The organism is Neptuniibacter halophilus, from assembly GCF_030295765.1.
Taxonomy (GTDB): Bacteria; Pseudomonadota; Gammaproteobacteria; order Pseudomonadales; family Balneatricaceae; genus Neptuniibacter; species Neptuniibacter halophilus.
Genome location: NZ_AP027292.1, coordinates 2,906,538 through 2,924,982, shown reverse-complemented (window position 1 = coordinate 2,924,982; position 18,445 = coordinate 2,906,538). Strand labels below are relative to the sequence as shown.

The 18,445-nt window shown below is 54.1% G+C and carries 13 protein-coding genes; 3 read left to right on the top strand and 10 right to left on the bottom strand.

Annotation, left to right across the window (positions count from 1 at the left end; translation table 11 throughout):
- Positions 1-6 precede the first annotated feature (6 nt).
- From QUD59_RS13620 to hypF, 5 genes are read right to left on the bottom strand one after another with little or no spacing between them, the layout of a single operon-like run.
- Positions 7-1,755 (bottom strand): hydrogenase maturation protein, encoded by a 1,749-nt coding sequence (locus QUD59_RS13620; protein ID WP_286237649.1) that lies wholly within the window; start codon positions 1,753-1,755, stop codon positions 7-9.
- On the bottom strand, positions 1,755-2,801 hold the full coding sequence (gene hypE, locus QUD59_RS13615; RefSeq protein WP_286237648.1) for a hydrogenase expression/formation protein HypE: 1,047 nt from the start codon (positions 2,799-2,801) through the stop codon (positions 1,755-1,757). Before hypE ends, QUD59_RS13620 begins: the two co-directional genes overlap by 1 nt.
- Entirely contained in the window at positions 2,798-3,973 is a 1,176-nt protein-coding gene (gene hypD / locus QUD59_RS13610; RefSeq protein WP_286237647.1) for a hydrogenase formation protein HypD, read from the bottom strand. Before hypD ends, hypE begins: the two co-directional genes overlap by 4 nt.
- Positions 3,970-4,218 carry a HypC/HybG/HupF family hydrogenase formation chaperone gene (locus QUD59_RS13605; RefSeq protein WP_286237646.1) on the bottom strand — a complete coding sequence of 83 codons (249 nt, stop codon included), beginning with the start codon at positions 4,216-4,218 and terminating at the stop codon, positions 3,970-3,972. Before QUD59_RS13605 ends, hypD begins: the two co-directional genes overlap by 4 nt.
- Positions 4,209-6,563, bottom strand: a complete 2,355-nt coding sequence (gene hypF / locus QUD59_RS13600) for a carbamoyltransferase HypF (RefSeq protein ID WP_286237645.1) — start codon at positions 6,561-6,563, stop codon at positions 4,209-4,211. The genes QUD59_RS13605 and hypF overlap by 10 nt, the downstream gene beginning before the upstream one ends.
- Positions 6,564-6,872: 309 nt before the next feature.
- Here hypF and QUD59_RS13595 point away from each other — a divergent pair, with 309 nt between their 5' ends.
- Together QUD59_RS13595 and QUD59_RS13590 are read left to right on the top strand one after the other, a co-directional pair.
- Complete coding sequence (locus tag QUD59_RS13595; protein ID WP_286237644.1) at positions 6,873-7,091, top strand: hypothetical protein; 219 nt, start codon at positions 6,873-6,875, stop codon at positions 7,089-7,091.
- A 104-nt stretch (positions 7,092-7,195) separates the two neighbouring features.
- Entirely contained in the window at positions 7,196-8,299 is a 1,104-nt protein-coding gene (locus QUD59_RS13590; RefSeq protein ID WP_286237643.1) for a phosphoribosylaminoimidazolesuccinocarboxamide synthase, read from the top strand.
- A 50-nt stretch (positions 8,300-8,349) separates the two neighbouring features.
- On the opposite strand, the gene QUD59_RS13585 is transcribed toward QUD59_RS13590, so the two are convergent.
- The gene (locus tag QUD59_RS13585; protein WP_286237642.1) at positions 8,350-10,593 is read right to left on the bottom strand and encodes an ABC transporter substrate-binding protein; all 2,244 of its coding nucleotides are present in this window, start codon (positions 10,591-10,593) and stop codon (positions 8,350-8,352) included.
- A gap of 449 nt (positions 10,594-11,042) precedes the next feature.
- Here QUD59_RS13585 and QUD59_RS13580 point away from each other — a divergent pair, with 449 nt between their 5' ends.
- Positions 11,043-12,689 (top strand): HAMP domain-containing methyl-accepting chemotaxis protein, encoded by a 1,647-nt coding sequence (locus QUD59_RS13580; RefSeq protein WP_286237641.1) that lies wholly within the window; start codon positions 11,043-11,045, stop codon positions 12,687-12,689.
- 87 nt (positions 12,690-12,776) lie between these two features.
- Here the strand turns inward: QUD59_RS13580 and QUD59_RS13575 are convergent, their stop codons facing one another.
- From QUD59_RS13575 to QUD59_RS13560, 4 genes are all read right to left on the bottom strand, one after another.
- Entirely contained in the window at positions 12,777-14,717 is a 1,941-nt protein-coding gene (locus QUD59_RS13575) for an ABC transporter substrate-binding protein (RefSeq protein ID WP_286237640.1), read from the bottom strand.
- Between the two features lie 429 nt (positions 14,718-15,146).
- Positions 15,147-15,443, bottom strand: a complete 297-nt coding sequence (locus tag QUD59_RS13570; RefSeq protein WP_286237639.1) for a c-type cytochrome — start codon at positions 15,441-15,443, stop codon at positions 15,147-15,149.
- A 220-nt stretch (positions 15,444-15,663) separates the two neighbouring features.
- Positions 15,664-17,592, bottom strand: a complete 1,929-nt coding sequence (gene htpG / locus QUD59_RS13565; protein ID WP_286237638.1) for a molecular chaperone HtpG — start codon at positions 17,590-17,592, stop codon at positions 15,664-15,666.
- A 129-nt stretch (positions 17,593-17,721) separates the two neighbouring features.
- Positions 17,722-18,435 (bottom strand): DUF599 domain-containing protein, encoded by a 714-nt coding sequence (locus QUD59_RS13560; RefSeq protein ID WP_286237636.1) that lies wholly within the window; start codon positions 18,433-18,435, stop codon positions 17,722-17,724.
- Positions 18,436-18,445: the final 10 nt, after the last annotated feature.

The following is an 18,445-nucleotide window of genomic DNA, read 5'->3' as shown; positions in this document are numbered from 1 at the left end:
CCTAATTTATGCCGGGTGCAAGCCCCTGAGCTTGCGATGATGCGCGAGGTACGCCGGCGTTCGTGCCTTCGCCAGTTTTTCTACAAAATGATAACGCGCCACGTGGTAGCTGGGGTCAAAGCCAAAGAAGTTCAGCTTCATCTGTTCCAGCTCCTCCTCCCGGTAGCGGGCGAGTGGTTTATAGATTTCATCGGCCTGTCGCCGGCGCTGTTTTTGCGCCAGCATTTCACTCAGTTCAATACTCTCAGCCAGTTCTTCCGCCTGCTGCTGTACCGCGAGCAGATAGCCTTCAGGAGACAGATCCAGGCACTGATCGAGTAGACCTATCTCCTTAGCCCGGCTGGCTGAGACCGGCAACCGGGACTGCATCAGACGCTCCGCCCGGGCTTCACCGACCCGTGCCGGCAACAGGTAAGTCCAGTATTCGGAGCCATACAGGTTACCCATCGAGCGATAATGCGGGTTCAGCACAACATTGCGCCGAGCCAGAATCCGATCTGCCGCCAGCGCCAGAAATACGCCTCCGGCACCCGCATTTCCGCGCATCGCCACCAGCGTAAACTGATCCGGGGTGTCCAGCAGTTCCAGACACAGATCGTTCATCGCATTGATATTTTCCCAGGAAGCCTGCGCAGGGCTCTCTGCAGCTTCTATCTGATTCAGGTGAATACCGTTCGACCAGAACTCATCACCTCCCAGCAATACCAGTACCTTAACCGGGCGCTGTTTGGCATATTGCAGCGCCTGTTGCAGGCGCTGACACTGTTCGGTGGACATCGCCCCATTATAAAAGTCGAAACTCAGATAACCGACCTGCGCCGTTTCACGGTAGCGGATCTCCTGCCAGCTCGGGCCCGGCGGAATCTCCTCAGGTCTCAATATAGATTGCAGCACCCTGTGCTCAGCGGGCGCCCGGTCCATCTGCGGTTGTAACAGTTGTGCTGCCGGCAACTTAAAGCCCGCTTCCGCGCCTTTAGGGTCGGCATGCCGCAAATGGGTGATCCAGACTGCAGCATCACGGGTCTTCAGGCAGATTGCCCCGTCGCGCGTTGCCAGCAACGATCCCGGTTCTGCGAGGCCCTCCCCTAACTGGTGTTCCGCATGGGCGTTATAGAGGTAGTAACTCCGTCCGCCGATCTCATCCCTGAGCCCCGGCATCGAATCTGCCGCACGAATCTTGCGCACAATCGTCGCCGTATCATCACACAGCCAGTCGATCCTCCGCTGGCTTTGCGGCATCGGATCATTCCAGCGCCCGCGCACTGAAGGGTCACGGTAATCCAGTGGCACTGGTTGCTCGCCTGCGCTGATCCGGGCCAGTGTCTGGCGTACAGCCACAACGGCGGCTTCCGTCACCTCATTGCGATAGAGGCTACTTTTACTTGCCTCCCGCATGGGGAACTCCACCGACGCCCAGACAGCACCGCCATCCATCGTTTCGTTCGCCTGAATACAACTGACTCCCCAGCGTGTTTCCTGACGCATAATGGCCCAGTCTAACGCTGACGGGCCACGATCACCGATAACCCCCGGATGAACCACAATGCAACGGTGATTCTGCCAGATGGGGTCGGCAATTCTGCGTTTCAGAAAAGGCGCGAGTATCAGATCAGGCTGAAACATCGCTACCGCCTGCTCTGCCAGTTGATCGTTAATATCAAACTCCACGGAGATCTCATGTCCGTCCTGTTGCAGTTCAACGTAGAGGCGCTGGGCGAGACTGTTAAAACTGTGGATCAGAAACAGAATGCGCATCAGCAGATCCTCGGTAGCTGTTCGCCATTAATCCAGTCCACCATACGGTTGCCCCCAAAGGCAGTCTGCATCTGCACAAACCCGAGGCTATCCTCGACCACTTCGCCAATGATCGCTGCATCAGCCCCTTTCGGATGCGCTCTCATTACAGCCAGTAACGGCTCTGCCTGCTCCGCCGGACAGAAAGCCACCAGCTTGCCTTCATTGGCAACATACAACGGATCCAGACCAAGAAATTCGCAGGCGGCAGCCACCTCGGCTTTCACCGGGATCTGCTGCTCATAGATCTGCATGCCCACCGCCGCCTGCTGAGCGATCTCATTCAGAGTCGCTGCCAGGCCACCCCGGGTAGGATCCCGCAGGCAGTGCAGCTTTGGAACAGCAGCAGTCATCACCGCTACCAGATCATTCAGGGATTGGCTGTCAGACTCAATACGGGTCGCAAAGTCCAGATTCTGGCGTTGTGACATGATCGCCACCCCGTGATCCCCCAAACTGCCAGAAAGAAGAATTTTATCTCCGGCCCTGACCCGGTCGCTGCCCATCTGAATCCCTTCCGCGACCACGCCGACTCCGGTGGTATTAATGAAACAACCATCGCCTTTACCCCGCTCCACCACTTTGGTATCGCCGGTTACAATCGCCACACCCGCCTCGGCTGCCGCCTGCGCCATCGAGGTCACAATTCGCTGCAGCTCAGCTAACGGAAAACCCTCTTCAAGAATAAAGCCCGCAGAGAGGAAATGCGGCACCGCTCCGGACATAGCCACATCATTAACAGTGCCGTGAACCGATAGCGAACCTATATCCCCTCCCGGAAAAAACAGGGGCGAAATCACATGGCTATCGGTCGCCATGACGACTCGCCCCGGCGGCAACGTAAAGCAGGCCTGATCATTTTTTTGCGCCAGCCAGGGATTATCGAACGCCCGGCAGAACAACCCATCTATCAATTGGGCCATCGCCTTGCCGCCACCGCCATGAATCATCTCCACCCGGCCCCGGTTCAGATCCAGATTTGAGCTGTAGTTGGGTTGTCTGGTCATATAGCGCTCTCTTTGACAGTTGCACCGTGACTGCGATCGGTAGCAAAGGTCCGTTCCCGGTAGCGACCGTAGCTGTAATAAGCCGCGCAGGCTCCTTCACTGGAGACCATACAGGAACCCAGCGGGTTTTCCGGAGTACAGGGATCGGCAAACAGTGAACAGTCACGGGGAGATTTCACCCCCCGGAGAATCGCCCCGCATTCACAGGCTTTATTCTCCCGGGCACTGCGATATTCGACGGTGAAGCGTTTTTCAGCATCAAACTCAGCGAACTCTTGTTTAATCCGCAGTGCGCTGTAGGGCACCTCCCCGAGGCCGCGCCATTCAAAACTGCGCCGCAGTTCAAACGTATCTGCCACAACCGCCCTGGCTCGCAGGTTTCCCTGAAAGGTAACCGCCCGTGAGAACTCATTCTCAACCTCCGCACGGCCCTGATTGACCTGCCGTACCAGCATCAGAATCGCCTGCAGCATATCCAGCGGTTCAAACCCGGCGATGACAACCGGCTTCTGATACTCTTCGGCGAAGTAGTGATAAGGCTGTGAGCCGATCACCGTACTCACATGCGCCGGACCGACAAAGCCATCCAGCGGCAGTATGCCCAGATCACGCACCTCCGGCGATTCCAGAATATTGCTGATCGCCGCCGGGGTCAGCAGATGGTTGCAGTACACCGAAAAATTTTTCAGGCCCTGCGCTCTGGCCTGACGGATAACCAGTGCCGTCGGCGGTGTGGTCGTTTCAAAGCCGATGGCAAAGAAGACTACCTCCCGCTGCGGGTTCTCAGCGGCGATACGCAGAGCATCCATACAGGAATACACCATGCGCACATCTGCCCCCTCAGCTTTCACTTTCAGCAGGCTGCGTTTACGTGAGCCCGGCACACGCAGCATGTCGCCATAGGAACAGAGAATCACATCATGGCTGACGGCCAGTTCAATGGCAGCATCCAGACGACTGATCGGCAATACACACACCGGACAGCCCGGGCCGTGGATCATCTTCAGATTATCCGGTAACAGGTCCGGAATGCCGTAACGGAAGATCGCATGGGTATGACCGCCACAAAACTCCATAAAGTGATACTGCTTTTGCGGCAGCACCTCTTCGCGGATCCGGCCGGCAATATCGCGCGCCAGCGCACCATCCCGGTATTCATCGACATATTTCACGGGTTGTTCTCCAGCCGTTGCTGTCGTGACACCTCATCCACCTCAGCAAACAGTTGCAGAGTGCGCTGCGCCTCTTGCGGATCTATTTTGTTCAGTGCGTACCCCACATGCAGGATCACATAGTCGCCCACAACCACATCCGGCACCAACGCGATATTGATACTTTTCCTCACCCCACCAATATCCACCAGCGCCATATCCGGGCTCTGAATGACTTCTACCCGTACCGGAATCGCTAAGCACATACTCCCTCCCCCCTGCTTTTTTTCAGCTTGCCGGATGCCACCTGCTGCAGAGCAAGCCAGCTCTGCCCTGCCGATATAGCACTATCGTTGCACGGTAGCTTTTCCGCCCGAAAGACCTTCAGCCCTGCCGCTTGCAAAGCCATACATAACCGGCTCAGTAACAACTGATTAAGGAAACAGCCGCCGCCCAGCAGCACCCGATCCAGATGCTGCTGGCTGGCCGCGTTAACGACCCAGTGGGTTAACGCTTCGATCAACTGCTGATGGAACAGCAACGCACCATAATCCGCATCATTACACTCTGCCAGCCGGGCCAGCAGCGCTGTGCTATCGAGGCCATCAACCCCCTGCCTGATCAATAAAGGTTCATCCGGCCAGCCATGTCTGTGCAACTGACGCCAGGCGCTTGATTCCAGCAGCATCGCGGCCTCCGCCTCGTAACTGTGGCATTGTTTAATCCCCAGCAACGCGGCGGCAGCATCGAACAGACGCCCCGCGCTGCTGCTCGGTGGGCAGTTAAACGGGCGCTGCAACAGTTCATTCAGTTGTGCGGCTGCCGGTTGCTCAGCAAACCGCTGTGTAATCTGTTCACCGCGGCTTAAACCGAACAGCACAGCCGCAGCCACCCGCCACGGCTCCCGCGCCGCCCGTTCGCCACCGGGCAGTAGCAACGGCTGCAGATGATCAAGACGCTCACATTCAGCTCCCTCCAGACGCAACAGCTCCCCGCCCCAGAGCCCGCCGTCAGTACCCAGCCCCAGCCCATCTAAAGCCAGCCCAAGCACCGGGCCTGACAACTGATGCTCGGCCATCACCGCGGCAATATGCGCCTGATGATGCGGAACCTGCAGCAGGGGCAGGTTCCGCTCCCGGGCATAACGCTCAGCCAGACGAGTGCTGTAGAAGTCCGGATGCAGATCCGCCACCACCAGATCCGGTTCAATATCCAGCAACTGCTTCAACTGCCCGATACTCTGTGTCAGCGTGCGGCAGCACTCCGGGTTATCCAGATCGCCGATATACTGCGAGACATACAGCTTATCGCCTTTACTCAGGCTGATACTGTTTTTGAAATAAGCACCCAGCGCCAGCACAGAGCGATCCGTTTCTGCCAGTGCAGGCGGCAGTGGCAAAGCCAGCGGCGCCAGACCACGGCCACGCCGTACCAGAGCCGGATACTCCGTCAGCAGATTGACCACCGAATCATCGCAGCGGGTATGAATATCCCGGTCATGTAGCAGAAATCCGTCTGCAATCCCCTGCAAGGCCTGAAGTGCCTGACGATTATCCGTAATCAGCGGGTTCCCGCTCCGGTTGGCACTGGTCACCACCAGCAACAACGCCTGAGCCTGCTCCAGCCAGTCAGTACCGGAAGGCTCTCCGGCCGCCTGATGAAAAAGCAGGTACTGAAGCGGTGAATGGGGCAGCATCACCCCGAGCCAGTCCAGCCCCGGCGCCAGCGCTTCGGGCAGGGCTGAATCGGCTTTCGGACAGAGGCAGATCGGCGCATCCATCGCGGCTAAGCGCTGCCGGCGTTGAGCATTAAGTGCCACATAAGGTTCCAGCGATGCCAGATTCGCCGCCATCAGCGCAAACGGTTTGTTTCCCCGACACTTACGCTGGCGCAGACACTCAACCGCCGCAGTATTGCGGGCGTCGCAGATCAGATGAAAACCACCAATCCCTTTGACCGCCACAACCTTGCCTTCACGAATCTGCTGCAGCGCCAGCGCTACGGGATCCGGCTGCGATTCTGGCTGCCCCTGCGCCGGCAGAAAACTGAGCTGCGGCCCGCAGCTTTCACAGGCATTGGGCTGGGCATGAAAACGCCGATCCTCCGGATTACGGTACTCTGCATCACAGGCAGCACAGAGCTTAAAACCGGCCATCGTGGTATTGGCCCGGTCATAGGGCAGAGAGCGGATCAGGCTATAGCGCGGGCCACAGTTGGTGCAGTTGATAAACGGATAACGATAGCGCCGGTTGTTCGGATCGAACAACTCACTCAGGCAGGCCTCACAGACCGAGGCATCGGGGGTAACCCGCAGGCGTACCTCACCCGCTGCGCTGTCACGGATGGTAAAGTCATTCAGGCCGGGGTTGGCGTCCACTACCTGATACTGCAGAGAATCGATCAACGCCATTGCCGGCAGTTCAGCCTGCAACAGGTGGATACACTCATCCAGCCGCAGCGGATCTCCCTGAATAGTCACACTCACCCCGGAAGTGGTATTGGCAACCCAGCCATGCAAGTTCAGCCGACGGGCCAGATTCCAGACGAAAGGGCGGAAACCCACTCCCTGCACCTGTCCCTGAATCTCAATGCGCCGTGCCTGCTCTGCCATAGCGACTCCTGATGAAACTCGTTATTCAGACCGTAGCTCCAGCCCGGAACGCAGCCTCTCCCGCGACAGCCCCGGCTCCCGGGAAGCCTGACTCCTCTCCCAGCAATGCGGATCAACGGCCCCCGCAGGATTCACACCTGCGGCGTTAAAGCAGCATGGGATTCGTCAGCAAACAAAAAACTACCTGCCTTCCTTAACAAGGATAGATAACTTACCCCCCTTTGTTATGCAATAAGTATTGATCGGAATCCATACAGTGCTGGTATAATAACTCGTTGATTTTGTTGTTTCGGAGTAAAAACACAACGCATGACTGAAGACGAACTTATCAGTCGCCTCAGATCACTTTCATCAGAGCAACTGGATGCTATTCACGACAGACTAATGGACACTGTCAAACAGAAAGAAGCAAAAAAGGCGCACCTGACGAAATTACCTCCCCGTACCTCAAACGACCTTGAAGCGTTGGCTGATTTACAGGGGTTAGATTTAAGCTCACTGCTTCGCGAGGCCAAACGTTATTCCTGATCGTCTTTGGCTGCACCTGACACAACGATTTATTTTCCAGTCCCGATCCGTTTACCGCGGACAGGGTCTTTGATTCATTTAGTTCAAATACAGGACAGGTATCCATGAGTCTTGCTGATAAAGTATTGGCTGTTAACAACGACCTTCCCATTCGTACCGACCAGCCAGTGCACAGCGGCAAAGTCCGTTCGGTATACTGGCTGAGAGCTGCCGACAGTCAGCGTCTGATCAAAGAGAAAGGCTACCCGGTTGCCGAAGATACACCACTGGCTATCATGGTAATCAGTGACCGGATCTCCGCTTTTGAGTGCATCTGGCACGGCGAAGGCGGCATGAACGGTGTGCCGGGTAAAGGCGCCGCGCTGAACGCCATCTCTAACCACTGGTTCCAGTTGTTCCGCGAGCAGGGCCTTGCCGACAGCCATATTCTGGATATCCCGCATCCGTTTGTCTGGATCGTCCAGAAAGCCCGCCCGGTTATGATTGAAGCGATCTGCCGTCAGTATATTACCGGCTCTATGTGGCGCGCTTACGCCAAAGGTGAACGTGAATTTTGCGGCATCCAGATCGCAGATGATCTGCAAAAAGACCAGAAACTGCCTGAACTGCTGATCACCCCGTCTACCAAAGGGATTATGCAGGGCATTCCCGGTATTCCTGAAGTGGACGATGTAAACGTCACCCGCAGCGATCTGGTTAACAACTTCGAAGCGTTCCGTTTTAATTGCAAAGAAGATGTTGATCAGTATGAAAAGCTGCTGAAAGAGGGTTTCGAACTGATCAGTCAGGCGCTGGCGGAACTGGACCAGATATTTGTCGATACCAAGTTTGAGTTTGGCTACGTGACCGACAGTCAGGGTCAGGAAAAACTGATCTACATGGACGAGGTGGGCACGCCCGACTCTTCCCGCATCTGGGACGGCCCTTCCTACCGCGAAGGTAAAGTGATCGAAAACTCGAAAGAGGTGTTCCGTCAGGAGCTGCTGAATCACTTCCCGGATCCGGACATTCTGCTGAACAAAGACCGCATGGATGAACGCTACGCACTGGCACGTGACAACGCATTGCCGGAAGCGTTGCTGATGAAAGTATCCGAAACCTATGTCGGCATTGCTGAGAAGATCACCGGCGAGAAACTCACCCTGTCGGACAATCCGAAAGCAGAGATTATCGAGATTCTGCGTAACGATTACGGCCTTATCGACTGACGCTTCACCCATCTTAAAACGCCGGGCAGAGCCCGGCGTTTTTTTGTCCGCTAACTCAGCCGGACGCAGTTTTTCCCCTCGGCTTTCGCCTGATAAAGCCCTTCGTCGGCACGACCGACCCATTTCTCCACGGTTTCCCCGGGGCTGAACTGAGCTACACCGAAGCTGCAGGTTACCGGGAGATCAAGCCCGAAATCATGTTCCTCGACCTCCGCCCGAAACTTCTCAGCGATCATCCGGGCCGCATCCAGATTGGTTTCCAGCATCAGAAACAGAAACTCTTCCCCACCCCAGCGGCCAAACCGGTCTGTTTTACGCGAACTTTTGGCGATCAGCTCACACAGCTCAATCAATACCTCATCCCCTTTAGCATGGCCAAAGCGGTCATTGATCTGTTTGAAGTCATCAATATCAAAGAACAGCAGCGAAAGCGTCCAGTTATGACGCTGCGCCAGTTCGATAAAACTGTCGATCTCGGCACAGAGCTTGTGACGACTGAGAATCCCGGTCAGCGCATCTTTTTCGGCAATGGTCCGCAGCATCTTATTGTAAGAAAGCACATTAAGATAACGGTATAATCCATAGGCGGCGAGTATTCCTGCACCACCCAGAATCACCCAGATCAGGGTGTAATCAACGCTGTGTTTATATTCTACACCCATCCAGCTACGATAGATCTGATCCCGCTCTTCAGGTGTGATTGACTGCAATGATTTGTTGATCGCACTCAGCAGATAAGGTGAACCCTGTTTACTGACCGCAATACTGAGGTCCCAGTTATCATGTAACTGGTCTACCAGTGTAATTCCGGAGATCTGGTTAGCTTTGAGGGCATGGGCGATACTGGCATCCCCGCCCACAAATCCGTCCAGCTCGCCCGACAGCACCATGCGCAACCCTTGCAGATTGCGCTCAACCCCCAGCATCCGAATCCCCGGATACCGGGCAGCCAGAATCTCCTGAAACGCTGAGCCTTCAATCACCCCGAGCGTCATCTCAGAGAGCTTTTTGCCCTCCTCTCCCTGACGCATTGCAACCACAGCCGGTACCGACAGATAGGGCCGGGAAAAGTCCATGAAACCGGCCCGGTTAATCGTCTGCATCGCCCCGGCCAGCATCTGACACTGCCCACTGCGCAGCAACTGCATTGAACCACTCCAGCTCGTGCTGGGCACCACCTGATACTCCAGCTCCAGATTATTCATCACTAACGCCAGATAGTCCGCAATCATGCCCTGATGCTGCGCTTCATCATAGGATTCAAAAGGGTACCAGTCCGGATTAACACACACCCTGAGCGGCGTGGTATTACGGATAAAACGTTTTTCCGCCATACTCAGACGAAACTGATTGCTCGGCGGACGGTAGATAAAATCAGAAAAGTTATAACCGCGAAAAATACTCCCGGTAACCAGATAGACCTGCGCCATCTCATTAAACTTGGTTTCTGACAAGGTGCCGAAATTACCATCCTTATCGAAAGCCAGTTTCTTCAGCTCCTGGCCCTCAAAGATGAGTGCAGCTAAGGATTTATTCTGGGTGTTGTAGCGCTCAAAGATCAGCCGGGCGGTTTCTTCTATATGGTTGAATGCGTAGATCCAGCCACGAATCGAAGCACGATAAAACTTATCTGTTGTATCCGGATGCTGCTCAATGTACTCACGGGAGCTGAACAGAATGTCCGAGTACATATCAAAACCATAATCTTTAGGGTGGATAACATTGTACTCCACCCCCTGCCGCTCCATCTCAAACGGCTCATTTGAAACATAAGAGGCTATCGCGTCGACCTTACCCGATATAAGGTCGTTAACATCATAACTGTGTTCCACCTGCTCGAATTCAGACAGGGTAATCCCCGCCTGCAGTAACATGGCGATCAGCTCTCCTACCCGTTTGGCATCGTTGGTGATCATAACCCTGCGGTTACGCAGATCCGATGACAGCAGAATCCCCGAATCCTTCCGGGTGAGCAGCATCAGGGGAGATTGCTGGTAAGCGGCAAACAGCGCGACAATATCGGCACCGGCATTCTGGTCAATCAGTAACGAGGTCCGGCCCACAGCAAACTGGCTGTTTCCCTGAAGCACCTCATCTACCAGATCAAGGTCAGGTCCATACTCCTTAAGTCCGACCTCCAGCCCCTCTTCAGCATAAAAGCCCTTCTCTTTAGCAATGTAGTACCCGGCAAACTGGAACTGATGTTTCCACAAAAGCTGTACTGAAATCGATTCAGCAGCCTGGGTTACCACACTCAACAGCGACAACAACAAAAACCCGAAAACAAACCGCATCAACGCTTCCTTAAACAAGACACTCTTCGTTACTTCATCCCGACGCAACTCAGGGGCTTAATAACTATAGCAATGCCGAACAGAAAATAACTTCAATATTTACGATTTTGCCCCAAAAGGATAACCGCCAGAAAACCGATGCAACCATATGGATTTTTATATATAGTCAGCGCGTTTACATTTAAAACAAACTTCTGTCTGCATCTATACAACACAGACCTCTCTATCTAAATGATTCTTAAGAAATTAACAGAATAAGCCTTACAAAAAATATGGATTTTATCTAACAAATAAAAATAGAATATTACTGGTAATAGATTATTTAACAGCTATAAATAGAGTGAACGGATTCTTCCGGCTCTTCATGCTATCTGGGGCCTGCCGGCTCCAGCCACGGATCTGAACGTTGTTCTCGGCGAAGTTATTTATAGCACTTAACGGGGACGACTATGTTTCTAAGCAAACTGAGCATCCGCAGTAAACTGATTCTTATCTCTGTACTGCCGGTGATCGGCATTATCATTATCATCATGACCTCGCTGGCCAAACTGGGCGACGCCAACCAAGGGGTAAACCGCATCTACGAGGATCGTGTCGTTCCTCTCGAAGACCTGAAAATCATCGCTGATGACTACGCGGTCTTCGTGATTGATGCGCTGAACAAAGCCAATGCGGGCATCATGACCGGATCCGAAGCACTGGATGGAATCCAGAGCGCGCGCAAAGAGATTGATGAGAAGTGGCAGAAGTATATGGCTACAACCCTGACGCCAGAGGAAGCACAACTGGCTGACGAGGCAGAAACGCTGTTTAAAGCCGCAAACGAGGCCCTGGACAACCTGCAGAAAACCATTGAGGTCAGTCTGCAGCACAGTAAAGGCGGCGACCTTTCCGGTATGCTGCGCCGCTTTATCGCCCCCTCTTATGCCGCCATTGATCCGATCAGCGAGAAGATCTCCGAGCTGATCTCACTGCAGTTACGGGTGGCCGCAGAAGAGCGGGAACAGATCCGCCATGATTACGACCAGGCCCTGACCATGATGCTGGCACTCGGTGGCAGCACTCTGATTATTCTTGGTCTGCTCAGTGTGATGATCTACCGTTCTATCCGTAAACCGCTGGATACCCTGAACAACGCAATGGACCGTGTCGCCAGCCAGTCCGACCTGACCGCTACCGTTGAGGTCTACGGCAATGATGAACTGGCGCTGATGTCCAACAACTTCAACACCATGCTGCAGCATCAGCGTGGGCTGATCAGCGATATCAGCAACGCCACCCACCAACTTGCTTCCGCGGCTGAGGAGATGTCTTCCATCAGCACTCAGGCCAACCAGAGTATCAACAACCAGCGTCTGGAGATCGAACAGGTCGCCAGCGCCATGAACGAGATGGTATCTACCTCTCAGGATGTGGCGACCAATGCAGAGCAGGCTGACAGTCAGGCTAAGTTGATGCAGGATCAGGCTCAGCAGGGTAACCAGATTGTTGCCTCTGCGGTAGATTCGACTAACTCACTGGTTGGCAATGTGGCCGAAGTGGCCGAGCGAATCCGCTCTGTCGAAGCGGACAGCGACAGCATCGGCTCCATTATCGGGGTGATTAATGATATTGCCGAACAGACCAATCTGCTGGCCCTGAACGCGGCCATTGAGGCTGCGCGGGCAGGTGATCAGGGACGTGGCTTTGCGGTAGTTGCAGATGAAGTCCGTACACTGGCGCAACGTACCCAGCAATCCACAACTGAGATTCAGACCGCCATCGAAAGACTTCAGGGAGGCACCCGCTCTGCGGTAGCCGCCATGGAGCAGAGCCAGCAGGAGGCAGAACAGGCCGGCGGTAAAGCGACTGAAGCCGGTGAAGCACTGCAGGGAATTTCTGAAGCCGTGGGCGTTATCACTGATATGAACACCCATATCGCTTCCGCCAGTGAAGAGCAAACCAGTGTGGCTGAAGAGATTAACCGTTCGCTGGTTGCGATCAACGACAGTTCGCAGGAATCTGCCGACGGCGCCACACAGCTCTCTGCAGCCAGTGAACAACTGTCCCGGCTGGCAGTGGAACTGAACAGCAAGGTAAGCCAGTTCAGAACCTGACCCGGCAACCCGGTTCCCGATCAGGCAAATACCATGCAAAGCCTGATCGGGATGCGGTTTTTCTGAGAGCTTGTTCTGAGCCCGGAGCTACTCCGGCCAGAACACCTGCACCTGATCCCGTCCCCGGCGTTTTGCCTGATAGAGCGCAAAATCTGCCTGCGTCAACAGATCCTGAACCTGCATACCTGACTGCAACGTAGCAACACCAATACTCACGGTGACGTCGATCCCCGCAGCCAGTTCGCTGCTGCGAATCAGATCACATAGCTGGTTGGCCGCCTCTGCGGCCCCCTCCAGCCCGGTATCCGGGTAGATCAGGATAAACTCCTCTCCCCCCCAGCGCCCGGCCAGATCGGTAGCCCTCACCTGATAACGCAGCAAGTCGGCAAAACCGCGGAGAATCTGATCCCCTACCCCATGACCGTGGGTGTCATTAATCTGCTTAAAGTGATCGAGATCGAGCATGGCCACCGAGCAGGGGCGGCCATAACGCTGAAATCGCTGCTCTTCTGCGTTCAGCACCTGATCCACTTTGAGACGGTTATACAAGCCGGTTAACTGGTCAGTAATCGAAAGCTTCTCAACCCGCTTTTTATCGGTAATATCGTGCTGAATCGAGGTGTACCCCAGCAATTCACCCGTGTCGCTAAGAGACGGCTCGATTCTGACGTTCACCCAGAGCGGTTCACCGCTCTTGGTTCGATTGAGGATCTCACCCATCCAGACCTGACCGCGCTCCAATGTCTGCCAGAGATCGACAAACACCTTTTTCGGCATATCCGGATGACGGACAATACTGTAGGGGCTCCCGAGCAGCTCATCCCGGTGGTAACCGGTGACTTCACAGAACGCTTCTGAGACTTGGGTGATAACCCCGTCGCAGGTCGTCGATGCAGAGATAATATGTTTATCAAACAGCTCAAGGTATTCCGAAAGCTGCTGATTGGCGATCTGCAGATTACGGGTCCGCTCTCTGACGGCGGCTTTCAGCCGGAGGTTGATAAGCACCAGTAACATTGCCAGCAGCACTACGCCTACCACCACAGCGATCAGAGCGGGTAACCAGCGTGACAGGTCGGTGTCAGATTTCAGGTAATCCCGGTAATCGATCCCGCTCAGTTCAACCTCTCGCGAAGCCATACCCAGATCCTGATAAATCGAGGCAATCCGCTGGAACCGGCCAACATTCAGATAACCGGTTTCAATCAGGTTTGAACGAATAATCCGCACCGTTTCCGCCGCTTCGTTAAGAAGAAACTCACGACTCTTATCGGTGGGATACTTTGCCAGAATCAGGTCAACAATCTCTTCACTGTGTTCAAGGGCATAGGCCCAGCCTTTGAGAGAAGCCCGCCGGAAACGCAGAGCCAGCTCAGGGCTTTCCCGCATAATCTGCTCCCGGGTGAAGATCATATCTCCGTAGAAATCGATGCCGTAATTCAGTGGATAGATCGCCCGGGTCGCTACACCCTGCTGTTTGTAAAAGAACGGCTGATCCGAGATGTAGGCGGTCATCACATCCGCCTCACCATCGAGCAGCGCCCGGTCATTAAAATTGTGTGGCAGGTCGGTAAGTTTCGCCTCATCGATGCCCTCGGCATAGAGCATGGCGGTAATGGACGCATCATCTACACCACGCTGTCGCATCACCCGTTTGCCGATCAGATCCTGCGGACCATTGATACCACTCTCGGCCAGTGACAGCAGAATCAATGGAGAGTGCTGAAATACCGGAGCCAGCACCACCACCGGCTGCCCCTGAAGCCGCTGCAGAATCAGGCTCGAATCAGAGACACCAAAATCCGCTTCGCCGTTGAGAACCGGATCAATATGGCTGACCGCAGGGTCCCGGGCGCGAATCTCAACCTCCAGCCCCTCTTCGGCATAAAAGCCCTGCTCGAGTGCAGCGTAATAGCCGGCAAACTGAAACTGATGGAACCATTTAAGCTGCAGGGCGACCCGATCCGCGCCGGAACAGTAGGAGGAAAGCAGAACAAGCAGGCTGGATATCAGGACTCTGAGGCTCATAGAAGTTTCACGCCAACTACAACATCTGGGATTCAACAGGCTAACAACTCTTCCCGTCGCGCGGAAGAGGTACTTAGTCTTAATTTCAGCGAGGCCTTAATACACCGGGCTGCGCATGTCGATCCCGGGGAGAGAAGTTCAGGCTCACAGTCACGCAGGGGCCGAATCCGTGCCTGATGGAGAAAACTATGCATCTTCTTTGATAACGATCATCAAGCAGACGGGTGAAGGGTTCCCCGACCAACTGCTGCCGGGTTTTGCCGGTGAGACTGTTCAGTGGAGCATTTACCTGCGGAATAACACCACGATCACAGACAATAAGCCCATCGCTCATTGCGCGCGGAATGCTGTCGAAGAACCAATAAAAAAGGCCGCCGTGACGGGCAGCCCTGTTTATACTGTTTCTTCAGCGATCGTTGATGGCCCGTCTCACTGGGCGATCAGTACTTCCACCGCCGCTTTCAGCGTCGCCTCATCACAACTCATACAGGTACCTTTCGGCGGCATTGCACCTTTACCGGATACAACGGTCTGCAACATCGCATCCACGCCTTTTGCAATACGTGGCTCCCAGGCCGCTTTATCGCCCGGTTTTGGCGCATTACCTACGCCCGCTTCATGGCAGGCTTTACAATGCTTTTCATAAATTGCCTGACCGTCAGCCTGAGCACTCAGAGATGCAACTGTCAGCATTGCCGCTGCGGCTACAAACGCCATTTTTTTCATTGAGACCACCTCACCTGATCCATCATCTTATTGTCAGATTATTGAACTGCATATTCCGTTTCAAAACCTTGATCCAGCGCATAAAGACCGTTTGGTCTGTGCCGAAACGCTCAACACCTGACTAAGAATAGACTAATAGATGCAGCCAGCGCGCTGCAGCGGTTATCAGGCGGCAAGAAAAAAGCGGCCGAAGCCGCTTTTGTTAACGCTTTAACTCCGCTCAGGCGCTCAGCTCAAGCAGCAGTTTGTTAAGACGTGCAACGTAGCTGGCCGGATCATCCAGTTGTGCACCTGCCGCCAGACCGGCCTGATCAAACAGTACCTGAGCCAGATCAGCAAAACGATCCTCGTCCGCTTCTTTATCCAGTTTGACGATCAGCGGGTGTTCCGGGTTGATCTCAAACGTTGGCTTGGAATCCGGTACTGCCTGACCCGCGGCTTCCATAATCTGACGCATCTGCAGCCCCATATCATGGGCGCCCAGCACCAGACAAGCCGGAGAATCGGTCAGACGGTGAGTCAGACGAACGTCAGCCACCTTATCCTCAAGGCTGGATTTCAGGCGCTCGATCAGACCTTCCAGCTCTTTAGCAGCCTGTTCCTGCTCCTTTTTCTCCTCGTCGCTGACGGTATCATCCAGATCCAGCTCACCTTTGGCTACGTCCTGGAACGCTTTACCGTCGTAATTGAACAACTGGCTCATCATCCAGTCGTCAATGCGATCAGTCAGCAGCAGAACCTCAATACCTTTCTTGCGGAAGATTTCCAGGTGCGGGCTGTTCCTGGCGGTGTTGTAGTTATCCGCCACAACAAAATAGATCTTGTCCTGACCTTCCTGCATCCGGCTGATGTAATCATCCAGAGAGACATTTTGTTCGTCATTGTCATTGTGGGTCGAGGAGAAACGCATCAGCTTGAGAATCTTCTCGCGGTTAGCGTAATCCTCTGCGGGCCCCTCTTTCAGTACCTGACCGAACTCAGCCCAGAACTTCGCGTACTTCTCTGCGTCGTTTTTACCCAGCTTAACCAGCATATCCAGCACACGCTTGGTCAGCGCTGTGCGCAGTTTGGTTACGCTTTCATCTTTCTGCAGGATCTCACGGGATACGTTCAGAGAAAGATCTTTGGTATCGACGATACCTTTCATAAAGCGCAGGTAAAGCGGCAGAAACTCTTCCGCCTGATCCATAATAAATACACGCTGCACGTACAGTTTCAGGCCACGTGGCGCTTCACGGTTCCACAGATCGTAAGGCGCTTTTTCCGGCACATACAGCAGGCTGGTGTACTCCAGATTACCTTCAACCCGGTTATGCGCCCAGGTCAGTGAGTCATTGAAGTCATGGGAGATATGCTTATAGAACTCCTGATACTCCTCATCACTGACCTCAGATTTGTTGCGGGTCCACAGAGCAGTCGCACTGTTAACGGTTTCCAGCTCCGGCTCAGCATTTGCGTCTGCAGGCTTCTCTTCACCCTCTTCGGTGAACTCCGGCGTCGCCTCTTTCTGCATAATCACCGGAATGGAGATATGGTCAGAGTATTTACGTACCAGACCACGCAGTGCGAAACCATCAGCAAAGCTATCTTCACCCTCTTTCAGGTGCAGTACGATGCGGGTACCCCGGCTCTCTTTCTCGATATCGCCAATCGTGAACTCACCCTCGCCGGCCGATGCCCAGTGGACACCTTCAGTAACAGGCAGACCCGCACGACGGGTAAAGACTTCAACCTTTTCGGCAACGATGAAGGAGGAGTAGAAGCCGACACCGAACTGGCCAATCAACTGGCTGTCTTTGTTCTGATCACCGGTCATCTGTGACAGGAACTGTGCAGTACCAGACTTAGCGATGGTACCCAGATGCTCAATCACATCATCACGGCTCATACCGATGCCGTTATCTTCGATGGTCAGGGTACGTGCTTCTTTATCGAAGCTGATAACAATCTTCAGATCGCCGTCATTTTCATACAGCGCACCGTCGGACAGCGCTTCAAAACGCAGTTTTTCCGCAGCATCGGAGGCGTTGGAGATCAGCTCGCGAAGAAAAATATCTTTATTTGAATAGAGGGAGTGGATCATCAAATGAAGCAGTTGCTTCACTTCGGTCTGGAAGCCGTGAGTTTCTGTACGGGTTTCAGTAGTCATCAACACATTTCCAATCTGTCTGTTTGCTATGAAACAGTGCCGGCTACCCACAATGGCAACCGACACCTATACCAATACAGAGCAATATTGGGACGGCCTGAACCTTTTCAAGCGCTTAGCTGAGGATTTTTACTCGCCGTTGCTCATCATCAACGTGGTCAGCGTGGAAGACTTGAATTCACGCCGGTAGAGAATAAACACCACGACCCCACTCATCGCCATAAAAAACCAGGGATTGATAAACCAGGTCAGCACCGCAATGCTGAAATAATAGGTACGCAGCCCGTGGTTGAAATTATTCGCCGCCATGGAGGTCATTTTTGCCGCCCGGCTGGCATGGGCTTCGAGTTGCTGCTCATTAACATGTTCATCCGGTACCGGCGAACTGCCGATCATAATCGAGGCAAAACCATACTGACGCAGGCTCCAGGTAAATTTAAAGAACGCGTAGACAAACAGACTGATCATCAGCAGGATTTTCAGCTCCCACTCTCCACGCGTTGCGTGATGAGCAAACGGAATATCCGCCACCACATCGATTGCCTGCTGGGTTGACCCCAGTACCGTCATCAAACCCGCCAGAATCAGCATTGTGGTGGAGGCAAAGAACGAAACACCCCGCTCAAGATTAGCAATCGCCGTGGTGTCGGCGATCCTGACTTCGCGGGTCAGCATCCGCAGCATCCACTCTTTCCGGTACATGTGCAGAATACTTGCCAGACAGGGCGTGTCATAACTGCGCTTGCGGGCGTAATACATATAGCCTTTAAAGCAGACCAGAAACCAGGCCAGCGCTAACAGGTTAAGCCAGTTTTCGTGCAGAAATGTTTCGGTGGGTGACATCGCAAATGGC

Coding starts and splice junctions, on each gene's coding strand:
- QUD59_RS13575 (WP_286237640.1), bottom strand. CDS start 14,717: ATGAGCCTCAGAGTCCTGATATCCAGCCTGCTTGTTCTGCTTTCCTCC.
- QUD59_RS13595 (WP_286237644.1), top strand. CDS start 6,873: ATGACTGAAGACGAACTTATCAGTCGCCTCAGATCACTTTCATCAGAG.
- QUD59_RS13570 (WP_286237639.1), bottom strand. CDS start 15,443: ATGAAAAAAATGGCGTTTGTAGCCGCAGCGGCAATGCTGACAGTTGCA.
- hypF (WP_286237645.1), bottom strand. CDS start 6,563: ATGGCAGAGCAGGCACGGCGCATTGAGATTCAGGGACAGGTGCAGGGA.
- QUD59_RS13560 (WP_286237636.1), bottom strand. CDS start 18,435: ATGTCACCCACCGAAACATTTCTGCACGAAAACTGGCTTAACCTGTTA.
- QUD59_RS13620 (WP_286237649.1), bottom strand. CDS start 1,755: ATGCGCATTCTGTTTCTGATCCACAGTTTTAACAGTCTCGCCCAGCGC.
- QUD59_RS13590 (WP_286237643.1), top strand. CDS start 7,196: ATGAGTCTTGCTGATAAAGTATTGGCTGTTAACAACGACCTTCCCATT.
- QUD59_RS13580 (WP_286237641.1), top strand. CDS start 11,043: ATGTTTCTAAGCAAACTGAGCATCCGCAGTAAACTGATTCTTATCTCT.
- htpG (WP_286237638.1), bottom strand. CDS start 17,592: ATGACTACTGAAACCCGTACAGAAACTCACGGCTTCCAGACCGAAGTG.
- QUD59_RS13585 (WP_286237642.1), bottom strand. CDS start 10,593: ATGCGGTTTGTTTTCGGGTTTTTGTTGTTGTCGCTGTTGAGTGTGGTA.
- QUD59_RS13605 (WP_286237646.1), bottom strand. CDS start 4,218: ATGTGCTTAGCGATTCCGGTACGGGTAGAAGTCATTCAGAGCCCGGAT.
- hypE (WP_286237648.1), bottom strand. CDS start 2,801: ATGACCAGACAACCCAACTACAGCTCAAATCTGGATCTGAACCGGGGC.